Consider the following 12,155-nt stretch of genomic DNA (forward strand, 5'->3'; position numbering starts at 1 on the left):
TTTTAGCTACAGGAATTGAACATGCTTGATTTGGACCACTTAGAAAAAGCCCAAAGGGTCAGTCTTACCATGCAAGTTGAACACAGTTTGAAAGGAGCGTTAATTACAGGCTCACTCAAACCTGGGGCACGACTGATTACGAAAGAGATTGCCGATAAATTAGGAACCAGTATTACCCCTGTTCGCGAGGCGCTGTTGCGTCTGGTGTCATCAGGGGCGTTACACGCCACGCCGGCGCAGGCATTTCTGGTTCCGGAGGTCACGCTGGAGCGCTATAACGAGATTAACGCTATCCGCAAGCAGCTTGAGCCGATGGCGGTCGCCGCGGCCTGTCAGAATATGTCTGATAGCAAACTGGAGGCGTTGCGCAAATTGTCGGATGCCTTTCATGAGGCCATGCGCAACGGGAACGTCCAGCAGGCATTGCATGCGAATCGCGTCTTCCGGTTTACGCTTTATCAGTATGCGGAAATGCCTACGCTTAATGCATTAATTGAGCAGCTGTGGGTGCGCATCGGGCCCTGTATGAACTATCTGCATCAGGAGCTTAACGACATCAAAGCCTCGACATATCACTATGACGAACTGCTTTCCGCCCTGGAGCGAAGAGATGTTGTTGCCTGCCAGAAGGCGATTGATAAGGTGATTGATGAAGCGAATTTGCTTTTACAGCGACAATATTTTAACTAAGAGATTATTTAGCAGAGCGACTATATTTCGCCCCTAATTATTTATCTGGTGAATAACTCCTGATGGTTTATTGCCATCAGGAGCGTTATTTCATTAATTAAATAATCTTTTCTTATCGCTTACTCGAAGCGATAAGAGACCGACAGCCCGACCCCGTAGTTACGGCCTGGTGCAGGCTCGTAATAACGACCGTTAGACTCGTTGACAATAACCGAGCCCGCGTACTCTTTATCGAACAGGTTATCGACGCGGCCAAAGACGTCCATGCCCCAGCTGCCGTAGTTGAATTTATACCCGGTGTTCAGCCCGACCACCGTATACGACGGCGCTTTCGCCGTATTCTCGTCGTCGGCCATGATATCGCTCATGTAGCGCACGTCTGAACCCGCGTACCAGCCTTCCTCCGGCTGCCAGCCAAACGAGGCGTAACCCATGTTGCGGGCAATGCCCGGCATCCGGTTACCGTTACAGTCTGCGTCGCTGCAGACGTTAGTCCGGTAGGTGGCATCAAGGTAAGTCCATGCCATCTTCAGCTTCCAGTTCTCGGCAAACTGCTGGTCGAGGGAGACTTCCACCCCCTGACGACGGGTTTTACCGGCATTTTTATAGCTGGTACGCCCGCCAGAGCTGGCATCCACCACGATCTCATCATCCGTATCGGTGCGGAACAGCGCCGCGGTCAGCAGGCCATTGCCGATGCGGGTTTTGCTGCCCACTTCATACGTGTTGTTGGTGGACGGCTGCAGGCCGATGTTCAGGCCGCCCTGGTTATCGGCGCGATAGGACAGTTCGTTGATGGTTGGCGTTTCGAATCCACGCCCTGCGGCAGCGTAGAGGTTCCATGCGTCCGTCACCGCATACTTCACGGAACCGGCCGGGAGCCACTTGTGATAGCTCGCGTCACCGCTGTCATCGCCGTTGCCCGGCGTAACGTAATGGTCGTTGGAATCAAACCAGACCGAGCTGTAGCGCACTCCCGCATCCACCGACAGTTTCTGCGTCAGCTGCCAGCTGGTTTGCAGGTAAGGGTCAACGTTCCACATCAGGTTACGTTCGTTTCGACGCTTGTCACCCTTCACGCCGTAATCCGGCACGCCGTTGTTCATCACGAAGTTCTCGTATCCGCGACGATCTTCGCTCAGGTTTTCGTAGTTCAGGCCGGTGGTAAATGTTACCGGCACCAGCAGCTCGCCGCGGTGCGTCCAGCGGGTATCCACGCCCTGATAGTGTCGCTGCATATCGATCACGCCGCCGGAGTGGGAGGCTTTCAGCTGCGGCTGATACGGAATCGACTGGTACTGCGTCATTTCACGCTCGCCGGCGTACATCATCACGCTGAGATCGTCCTGGGTGCTGAGCTGACGATCGTAGCGCAGGCCGGCCTGGGTCTGCTTGATGGTCTTGCGGGTGTTGTACTGATCGCCGCGCGGAGACTGACGCGGATTGTTCTGCCACTCCTGATAGCTCAGCCCGCCCGGATCGTTGGCCTTCATGTCCACGCTGTTGAAAATCAGCGTCAGCTTGCTGACGTCGTCAATGCGCACGCCCAGTTTGGCGTTAGCGAGGTTTTTGCGCGCGCCGCTGTGGTCGCGGTAGCCTTTGGTGGTGAAGCGGGTGGTGGAAACGGTGTAATCCACATCGCCCGCGTGGGTGCCGTCACCCATCGCGCCGGTGGCTTTCATGCCGTAGCGCCAGGTACCGTAGCTGCCGTAATAGCTGCTGGCTTCAATGGTCGGCGGCTGCTGCCCGGTCTGGGTGTTGATGTTAATCACGCCGCCGGAGGCGTTGCCGTAAAGGGCAGAGAAGGGGCCGCGCAGCACTTCAACGCTCTCCACGCTGGAGAGATCGATGTTAGAGGTCTGGCCCTGTCCGTCCGGCATAGTGGCAGGGATACCGTCGACATACATACGGATACCGCGCACGCCAAACGTTGAGCGGGCACCATACCCACGCATTGAAAGCTGGAGATCCTGGGCATAGTTCTGGCGGTTCTGAATTTGCAGTCCCGGGACGCTGCCAAGAGATTCAGACAGGTTGATGCGCGGCGCGGCGTGGCGCATGTCATCGCCATTGACGACGCTGACCGCGGCCGGGGTATCCAGTTCCGATACGGTTTGCGGCGTGGCGCTGACGATCATGGTCTGTTCCTCCGCGCTCATTGCAGTTAGCGGCGCGAAAATACCGGGAACCAGCAGCAGCGGGAGAGAAGCCTTACGGGCAGAAATGATTTTCATGAATAAAACCGGTTGTGGTGTATAAACGAACCAAATGGAACATGTCCATACATGTTAAAGGTTTTGTAAATGTTTTGAAAACTATAACCGCACATTGCGTTAATGAAAGGCGAGACGCGAAAGAAAAACTCCACATTCAGTTCATTAATGATTACTATTCTCATTATCAAAAGGCAATGCCATGACGTTGCCTGCCGGAAGTGATGTCAGCCCAACCCCTCTTTTCAGAAAAGGAATTGTTATGTCTTTACGTCATCTGTGCTCGCCGCGTCTGAGCCTGTCACTGCTGTCTGCCACTTTACTGCTTGCCGGGACGTTCCAGGTGCATGCCGCCGAAGAGGTGCTGCGTAAAGCGGTGGGCAAAGGGGCGTATGAAATGGCGGTCAGCCAGCAGGAGAATGCGCTGTGGGTGGCGACCTCGCAAAGCCGCAAAACCGATAAGGGCGGAGTTATCTATCGCCTTGACCCGGTCACGCTGGACGTGACGCAGGCGATTCATAGCGATCTCAAACCCTTTGGCGCCACGCTCGACGGCGCGACGCAAACCCTGTGGTTTGGCAACACCATCAACGGCGCGGTGACGGCCATCGATGCGAAAACGGGCGACGTGAAAGGGCGTCTGGTGCTCGATAATCGCCAGCGCAGTGAAACCGTCAAACCGCTGCAGCCGCGCCAGCTGGTGGCGGATGACGCGAGCAACACGATTTACATCACCGGTGTCGGCAAAGAAAGCGTGATTTGGGTGGTGGATGGCGCCACGCTGAAGCTGAAAGAGACCATTGCCAATACCGGTACGTACAGCACCGGTCTGGCGCTGGATGCGCAGGCAAAACGTCTGTACACCACGAATGCGGACGGCGAACTGGTAACCATTGATACGGCCACCAATAAAATCCTGAGCCGCAAAAAGGTGCAGGATGACGGTAAAGAGCACTTCTACCTGAACCTCAGCCTCGATACCGCCGGCCAGCGCGCGTTCCTGACCGATTCAAAACAGCCGGAAGTGCTGGTGGTGAACCTGAAAGACGGCAGCGTGATCGAGAAAATCGCCGCGCCGGAGTCACTGGCGGTCCTGTTTAACCCGGCCCGCAATGAAGCCTATGTGACGCACCGTGAAGCCGGTAAGGTGAGCGTGATTGACGCGAAAACGTATAAGGTCACAAAAACCTTCGACACGCCGGTCTACCCGAACAGCCTGGCGCTCTCTGCGGATGGCAAAACCCTGTACGTGACGGTGAAACAAAAATCGACTCGCCAGCAGGAAGCCACCCAGCCTGACGACGTCATTCGTATCGCGCTGTAAATAAAAAAGGGAAGGCATTTGCCTTCCCTTTTTGATGCTTACGGACGCTTAACGCGAGGTTTCTTCCACCAGCGGTGCGTCGTGTTTTTCATCGTCGTGATGAACCGGCGCGGTGCTGTGGATCTCGTGAACGCGCTTACGCACGCCAAACCAGCCGGCAATCAGCAGTACCGCCAGCAGCGGAATGGTCGCAATGGTGTAAGTACCGTTCGGGTAGTCAAACGCCATCAGCACCAGCACGCTGAACAGGAACAGCAGGGTGAGCCAGGAGGTCACCGGTGCGCCCGGCATCTTGAAGCTCACATCAGCCGCTTTGCCTTCTTTGATCGCTTTGCGCAGACGCATCTGGCAGACCACGATGAAGGCCCAGGAGGCGATAATCCCCAGTGCAGCCACGTTCAGAACGATCTCAAATACGCGGGACGGCACCAGATAGTTCAGGAACACGCCAAAAACGTAAACCACCAGCGTTGCCAGAATCCCCGCATAGGGAACCTGCTGCTTGCTCATCTTCGACATGAACTTCGGCGCAGAACCGCCCATCGACATGGAGCGCAGGATACGACCGGTAGAGTAAAGACCGGAGTTCAGGCTGGAGAGCGCCGCGGTCAGGACCACGATGTTCATGATGCTGCCAACGTAAGGCACGCCCAGCTTAGAGAAGAAGGTCACAAACGGACTCTGACCTGCCTGATAGGCAGTCCACGGGAGCAGCAGAACCAGCAGCACCACGGAACCGACGTAGAACAGACCGATACGCCAGATCACGCTGTTAATGGCTTTTGGCACCATGGTCTGCGGATCTTTACATTCACCTGCTGCGGTGCCCACCAGTTCGATAGAGGCGAAGGCGAACACCACGCCCTGAACCAGGACCAGCGCAGGCAGCAGGCCGTGCGGGAAGAATCCGCCGTTATCGGTTATCAGATGGAAGCCGGTGGCATTGCCGTCCAGCGGCTTGCCGCTGCCGAGGAAGACGGTACCCACGACCAGGAACACCACGATGGCCAGCACTTTTACCAGCGCAAACCAGAACTCCATCTCCGCGAACCACTTCACGCCGATCATGTTCATGGTGCCGACAATCGCCAGCGCGCCAAGCGCAAAGACCCACTGCGGCACATCGCCAAACGCGCCCCAGTAGTGCATATACAGCGCAACGGCGGTGATATCGACAATACCGGTCATCGCCCAGTTGACGAAGTACATCCAGCCCGCAACGTAGGCCGCTTTTTCACCGAGGAATTCACGGGCGTAAGAGACGAAGCTTCCGCTGGAAGGGCGATGCAGTACCAGTTCGCCCAGCGCACGAAGAATGAAGAAAGAGAAGATCCCGCACACCAGATAGACCAGGGCGAGAGCCGGGCCAGCCATTTGCAGACGCGCACCCGCACCTAAAAACAGCCCCGTTCCGATAGCGCCGCCGATGGCGATCATTTGAACCTGACGGTTGCCCATCGCTTTGTGGTAGCCCTCTTCGTGGGAGTTCAACCAGCGACGTTTAGCAGCATGATGATCGGCTGCGCTTTTATTGCTTGTTTTCATTGAGTTACCTGTTTGCCTGTCTGAACCATTATCGTGATAGTCCTGCCTGGCAGAGCGCAATACAAACGATTGCTTCTGCGCAAACACATGTCGCCTTCCCAGTCATTCTGCGTATGGATAAGGCGAAACATGGCGAGGCATCCTACCTGCAATTCATAAGCGACGCAAAATATAACCGTGCCGAAAGTGATGCACGTCGAAGGAAATCGTGTGGTCAGAGCAGACGGCGATCACAACACGCTGAATCGTGATGAGTTTTTAGACAAAACATTTGGCGGGTTGATTATTTAATCATCAGATTTTCTTAATTATTACCAGGTGGTCAAGATTTTGACTGCTGGAGAGCATCTAACAGTAACCTGAAAGCGGTAGTGTGCTGGCGACGGCTCGGATAATAAAGGTGATACCCCTCGAAAGTAGGGCACCACGATTCAAGGACCCTGACGAGCCGTCCGTGATTAAGCGCCCCCAGAACCGACGCCTCCGGCACGTAGGCTAATCCGAGGCCATTCTCAGCGGCGTCGATGCGCTGCGACAGGCTGCTCAGCGTAAGCTGCCCCTCAACCCGAACGCGAAGCTCGCGCCCGTCGCGTTCAAATTCCCAGTGATACAGTCCGCCGCGCGTGGGCAGGCGCATGTTGATGCAGCGGTGTTCAGCAAGCTGCTCCGGCGTCTGCGGCACGCCAAAGCGAGCCAGATAATCCCTGGAACCGACCACGGCCATGCGCATATCCGGCGCTATCCGTACCGCAATCATATCTTTTGCCACCTGTTCACCCAGGCGTACTCCCGCGTCGAAACGGCCATCCACGATATCCGTCAGGCCGTTATCTACCGTCACTTCGACGTTAATCTCAGGATACTGCACCATAAACGCCTTCAGTACCGGCCAGAGCACGGCGTCCATCGCATGCTCGCCGGCGACGATGCGAACAGAACCTGCGGGTTTGTTGCGTGCGCTGCGAAGCGCCGTGAGCTCCTGCTCAATCTCCATCAAATGCGGGCTTAAGCGCGTAAAGAGCTGCTCACCCGCCTGGGTGGGAACAACGCTGCGGGTTGTGCGGGTTAAAAGGCGAACGTCGAGCCGCGCTTCAAGCTTGCGCATGGCATGACTCAGCGCCGATTGCGAGACGCCCAGCTGCGCCGCCGCGCGCGTAAAGCTGCGCTCGCGGGCGACCACCATAAAAGAGAGCAGGTCGTTGAAATTATCTTTTAGCATCGCGATTGCCTCTATTTATGAATTTCAATCATATTTCCTATCTGATTATGCACACTAATGCTCCGGATTGCTTTGCGCTACTGTTAACGCAACAGTAAACGAGGAGCATAAGATGAAAATTATCCGCAGCGGATCATTACCTTCAGCAAAAGGACCGGAAGCCTGGTTCACCGGCACCGTCCGCATTGACGCACCATTTCAGGCGAGCGAACCTGCCAGCGTCGGCGGGGCAACCGTGACCTTTGAGCCGGGCGCGCGCACCGCGTGGCATACGCATCCCCTTGGGCAAACGCTGATTGTGACGCAGGGTCGCGGCTGGTTACAGGAGTGGGGCAAAGCGGCGGAAATATTGAATCAGGGCGATATCGCCTGGATCCCACCCGGCGTAAAGCACTGGCACGGCGCAAGCGCGCAAACGGCGATGACGCATATTGCCATCGCCGAATCCGTTAACGGCAGCCCGGTTGCATGGCTGGAAAAAGTCACCGACGAGCAGTATCCGAACGGCTAACCGCCAAAAACGGCAATCGCCTGCTGCAGGCGCGTGGTGCGCTGCGTCAGGTGATTCGCCGCGTGAGTGACGTTATCCACCATCCCCGTATTGTTGTGGGTCATTGCGCCGATACGGGAGATAGAGGCGTTGATGAGCGTCAGCGCCTGGGTTTGCTCCTGCGTGGCGTGGCCGATCTCCTTAATCAGGGAGGAGACCCGCAGCACGTTGTCGATCATAACCGTCAGCTGCGTTTCGGTTTGTTCTACCTTCTCCACGCCTGCGTTGACGCTGGCGACGTTTTTCTCAATCAGCGCTTTGATCTCTTTCGCCGCCGTCGCGGAGTGCTGCGCAAGGTTGCGCACCTCGGCCGCCACTACGGCAAAACCGCGCCCGGCTTCACCTGCACGCGCCGCTTCCACGGCCGCATTCAGCGCAAGAATGTTGGTCTGGAAGGCGATACGATCGATAACGCTGATAATATCGACGATCTGGCTGTTATCCTGCGACACGGATTGCATCATACCGATGGTCTCTTTCATCATCGCTTCACCGCGGTGGGCGCTGTCGCGGGTGCGATCCGCCATCTCCGTGGCTTCTTTCGCGGTTTCTGCCGTCTGCTCCACCGCGCTGGCGATCTCTTCCACCGCCGACGCGGTTTGCTGCAGGAAGTCTGCGGTCTCTTCTGAACGCGTCTGCAGCGCCGCACCTTCTTTCGCGACCTGCTGGCTGATGGTGCCAATCCCGCTGATTTGCGCCCCGACGTCGTCAACCAGCGAATTGAGGTTCAAGCCTGATTGATTTACCAGACGCATCATCAGCCCGATGTCGTCGATCCTGTCAAAATGGTAATAGTCCGTTTTACGTCCTGAAACCACGCGCTGCATCTGTTGCACAATAGATTTTACCGGACGGGCGATCTGCGCATGAAGATAATAGGTCAGGGCAATAAACAGCAGCGCCAGACTTCCCGACTGCACAAGTTTATCAGGGAATAAATACACCGCCAGGCAGGAGAGTAACGCCGTCGTCGCAATACCCAGATGGATGCGTTTACTGGTGCTAAGACATTTAAAGAGCGACATAAACGAAAATAAACCGCGCCGAACCAGTAACCCTTTATAAAAGCGGTAATGTTTTAATTCGTTATTACGCACTTTTGCATACAGTTTTTCACTGGCCGCAATCTCTTCCCGTGCGGGTATATTTCGCACGGAAATATAGCCCGTCAGGGATCCACCCTGCCAGACCGGCGTCACGTTAGCCCGCACCCAGTAGTGGTCGCCATTATGACGACGGTTCTTCACCAGCCCCGTCCAGGTCTCACCCTGCTGCAGGGTATACCACATGTCGCCAAACGCTTCGGCAGGCATGTCGGGATGGCGGATGAGGTTATGCGGCTCACCCAGAAGATGTTCTTCTTTATATCCGCTGGCTTCAATAAAAGCGGAATTAGCATAGGTAATATGGCTTTTGGTATCGGTGGTCGACATTAACGTCGAACCATCGTTAAGTAAATACTCGTTTTGTGTAACGGGACTGTTACGCCTCATGAGTAACTCCATGATGATGTGCAAGAATAAAAAATGCCCGGAAAATGCTCCGGCAAGACTAATGTGTTTATTTTTATATAACGCTCTGCTGCATATTCTCTCTGAAATTATGACTGCCTGAAATACCCATTGTTCATTATTTTTAATCTGCTAATGTTCTCGAATGTAATAAAAATGAAAATATTTTCAGGGGCATATTCTGGAGTCGCTGCAAATAAATGACATAACCCAAACTGAAAGAGGGAGATCGTCTCTCTGGAAAAATTGCCATGCTGAAATAGCGTTTCGTTAACAGGATGAAAACGCTATCATTTGGTCAGTTTTCGATAACACAGTGAGGCTGAGGTGAAAATTAACGTCATCGGGACCAGCGGGAGCGGAAAAAGCACGCTGGCGAAGCAGATTGCGACCGAACTGGCTATTCCCTATATCGAGATGGACAGACTCTACTGGCGACCTGACTGGCAGGGAACGCCGGACGATGTGTTTCAGGAAAAGCTGGAGCAGGCGCTACAGGCTTCGCCAGACTGGGTGCTTGACGGCAACTATAACCGCACGCGGCCGGTGAAATGGCGTAATGTCGACGTTGTGGTGTGGGTGGATTATGGCTTTGCCCGCACCCTCTGGCAGGCGGTCACCAGGGCAGTCAAACGCGCCTGGCATAAGCGCGAGCTCTGGCCCGGCACCGGGAACAAAGAGAGTTTCCGGCGCGCGTTCTTCAGCAGAGAGTCCATTCTCATCTGGACGATGAAAACCTGGCGTAACAACCGCACGCGTTATGAAGCCGATCTGCAAAACCCGCAGTATGGACATATTCGCTTCGTCCGCATTACCCGGCGCGGGCAGGGGAAAACGCTGATTGCCGACTTAAAGTCTTATTCTTAGCATGGTTTTATATATCTGATTTCCGGCAAACTAAATGTAAATTAATTGTTTCTCAGTGGTGAAATGCGCCTTTAATAATGTCGACATGTTAAGTCAAACGAGAACGCAACATGTCATGGCGAATCAGCATTCTGGATAAAAGCCCCATCGCTGAAAACGAAACGGCTGCCGATGCACTGGCGAGTACGCTGGCGCTGGCGCAGCAGGCAGAAAATCTGGGCTATCACCGCTTCTGGATTGCCGAACACCACAACACTCCCCACCTTGCCAGCCCCTCGCCGGAGCTGCTGATTGCCTGGATCCTCGGGCAAACCACGCGCATCCGCGTCGGATCCGGCGGCGTGATGCTTCAGCACTACAGCCCTTATAAAGTCGCCGAGAATTTCAACGTGCTGGCCGCGCTGGCGCCCGGCCGCGTGGATCTCGGCGTCGGAAAAGCCCCCGGCGGGCTGCCGCTCTCAACCCGCGCGCTGCAGCAGGGTCTGAATCAAGAGGAAAAGGGCAGCTTCGCCGAACAGCTGGCCCAGCTCGATCGCTGGATCCGTCCTGAGCATCAGTCTCATGAAGAGGCCGTTCGCGCCACGCCGCTGCCGCCGCTGCCTGCTGAGGGTTTCCTGCTGGGCGCGAGTATCGATAGCGCGCTGCTGGCCGCCGGGCTCGGCTGGCACTTTGTCTTTGCCGCGCATCTGAACGGTGACCCGGACCTGCTGCGCGAGGTGGTTTCGACCTGGCGTAAGCACAGCGCGCGGGACGTGATTGTGGCGGTACAGGCGATTGTTGCGCCGACGCAGGCCGAAGCGGAAGCCCTGGCGCAGAAGGTCGAAGTGTGGGGCGTTGAGCTGGCAAACGGCCAGCGTGTCACCGTGGCCAGCGAAGAGCAGGCCTACGCCTTTGCGCGCCAGGCGGGCAGCGAGCCGGTGCGCATTGCACGTCGGGCGCAGTCGCTGCTGGCGGGTACGGCTGAGTCGGTGCTCGAACAGCTTAACGCCCTGCATGAAAAGTGGGGCATTGACGAATTTATCATCGACACGCCGGTAGCGGAGGGGGCAACGCGCGTCGCGTCGCTGCGCCTGCTTGCCGAGGCGCGTCTTAACAAGGAGGTCACCGTATGAGCTTTGGCGAACAGCTGATTGCCTGGCGTCGCGAGCTGCACCAGAACCCGGAGCTTTCCGGCCAGGAAGTGGAGACCACAACGCGCCTGCGCCAGTGGCTGACGAATGCCGGGATCACCCCGCAGCCTTACGACCTGTCGACCGGGCTGGTGGCGGAAATCGGCTCGGGCAACAAACTGATTGCGCTGCGCGCGGATATCGACGCCCTGCCGATTGAAGAGCGCAGCGGCGTGCCGTTTAGCTCACAGCGTGCAGGCGTAATGCATGCCTGCGGACACGATATCCACACCAGCGTGATCCTCGGCGCCGCGTTAAAGCTGAAAGAGCGGGAAGCCTCGCTTAACGGCCGGGTGCGGATCCTGTTTCAGCCTGCCGAAGAGAACTTTGGCGGTGCGAAGAGCATGGTGCGGGCCGGCGCCCTGCGCGACGTCAGCGCCATCTTCGGCATGCACAACGAACCCGGCCTGCCGGTCGGTGAGTTCGCTACCCGCGGCGGGCCGTTTTATGCCAACGTCGATCGCTTTGTGGTCCGCATTACCGGTAAGGGCGCGCACGCCGCACGTCCGCACGAAGGCAACGACGCCATCGTGCTGGCGAGCCAGCTGGTGACGGCGCTGCAAAGCGTCGCCAGCCGCAACGTCAATACGCTGGATTCGGTGGTGCTGAGCGTGACGCGCATTGCAGGCGGTAACACCTGGAACGTGCTGCCGGAAAGCGTCGAGCTGGAAGGCACGCTGCGCACCCACCGCACGGAAGTGCAGCAGAACGTGAAAGCCCGCGTGGGCGAAATCGCCGCCGGGTTTGCCAGCGCCTTTAGCGCGCAGATTGATATCACCTGGTATGCCGGGCCCACCGCGCTGGTGAACGACGAGCGCTGGGCCGATTTCGCCACCTCGGTCGCCAGAGAAGCAGGCTACGAAACCCGGCACGCCGAGCTGCATATGGGTGGGGAAGATTTCGCGGTCTATCTGCAGCAGATCCCGGGGGCGTTTGTCAGCATCGGCAGCAACAGCCCGTACGGTTTACACCATCCGGCCTTCAATCCGGATGAAGCCCTAATTGAGCCCGCTGCCCGCTATTTTGCACAGCTTGCGGAAAAAGCCCTGCAACACGTTTAATTCTTA

10 protein-coding genes are annotated in these 12,155 nt (G+C 56.5%); 6 read left to right on the forward strand and 4 right to left on the reverse strand.

What is annotated here, in order from left to right; genetic code table 11:
- The first annotated feature begins 21 nt into the window (after positions 1-21).
- Entirely contained in the window at positions 22-690 is a 669-nt protein-coding gene (locus UR289_RS13335; RefSeq protein ID WP_023311981.1) for a GntR family transcriptional regulator, read from the forward strand.
- A gap of 119 nt (positions 691-809) precedes the next feature.
- Here the strand turns inward: UR289_RS13335 and pqqU are convergent, their stop codons facing one another.
- Complete coding sequence (gene pqqU, locus UR289_RS13340; RefSeq protein WP_320710430.1) at positions 810-2,924, reverse strand: TonB-dependent receptor PqqU; 2,115 nt, start codon at positions 2,922-2,924, stop codon at positions 810-812.
- Positions 2,925-3,165: 241 nt separating this feature from the next.
- Between pqqU and UR289_RS13345 the strand changes: the two genes are divergently transcribed.
- A complete protein-coding gene (locus UR289_RS13345) occupies positions 3,166-4,227 on the forward strand; it encodes a YncE family protein (protein ID WP_039262863.1) in 1,062 nt (353 codons plus the stop codon).
- A gap of 48 nt (positions 4,228-4,275) precedes the next feature.
- On the opposite strand, the gene ansP is transcribed toward UR289_RS13345, so the two are convergent.
- A complete protein-coding gene (gene ansP / locus UR289_RS13350) occupies positions 4,276-5,772 on the reverse strand; it encodes an L-asparagine permease (RefSeq protein WP_023311978.1) in 1,497 nt (498 codons plus the stop codon).
- Between the two features lie 322 nt (positions 5,773-6,094).
- On the reverse strand, positions 6,095-6,991 hold the full coding sequence (locus UR289_RS13355; RefSeq protein WP_320710433.1) for a LysR family transcriptional regulator: 897 nt from the start codon (positions 6,989-6,991) through the stop codon (positions 6,095-6,097).
- A gap of 112 nt (positions 6,992-7,103) precedes the next feature.
- Between UR289_RS13355 and UR289_RS13360 the strand changes: the two genes are divergently transcribed.
- Positions 7,104-7,502, forward strand: coding sequence for a cupin domain-containing protein (locus UR289_RS13360; protein ID WP_023311976.1), 399 nt, complete (start codon positions 7,104-7,106; stop codon positions 7,500-7,502).
- Here UR289_RS13360 and UR289_RS13365 read toward each other — a convergent pair.
- A complete protein-coding gene (locus tag UR289_RS13365) occupies positions 7,499-9,034 on the reverse strand; it encodes a methyl-accepting chemotaxis protein (RefSeq protein WP_039262861.1) in 1,536 nt (511 codons plus the stop codon). The genes UR289_RS13360 and UR289_RS13365 overlap by 4 nt on opposite strands.
- A 345-nt stretch (positions 9,035-9,379) precedes the next feature.
- Between UR289_RS13365 and UR289_RS13370 the strand changes: the two genes are divergently transcribed.
- From UR289_RS13370 to UR289_RS13380, 3 genes are all read left to right on the forward strand, one after another.
- Entirely contained in the window at positions 9,380-9,919 is a 540-nt protein-coding gene (locus tag UR289_RS13370; RefSeq protein ID WP_039262987.1) for an AAA family ATPase, read from the forward strand.
- 110 nt (positions 9,920-10,029) lie between these two features.
- Complete coding sequence (locus UR289_RS13375) at positions 10,030-11,031, forward strand: LLM class flavin-dependent oxidoreductase (RefSeq protein ID WP_320710436.1); 1,002 nt, start codon at positions 10,030-10,032, stop codon at positions 11,029-11,031.
- The gene (locus UR289_RS13380; protein WP_033145672.1) at positions 11,028-12,149 is read left to right on the forward strand and encodes an amidohydrolase; all 1,122 of its coding nucleotides are present in this window, start codon (positions 11,028-11,030) and stop codon (positions 12,147-12,149) included. Before UR289_RS13375 ends, UR289_RS13380 begins: the two co-directional genes overlap by 4 nt.
- The last annotated feature ends 6 nt before the right edge of the window (positions 12,150-12,155 follow it).

The organism is Enterobacter sp. 302C9, from assembly GCF_034106085.1.
Taxonomy (GTDB): Bacteria; Pseudomonadota; Gammaproteobacteria; order Enterobacterales; family Enterobacteriaceae; genus Enterobacter; species Enterobacter asburiae_B.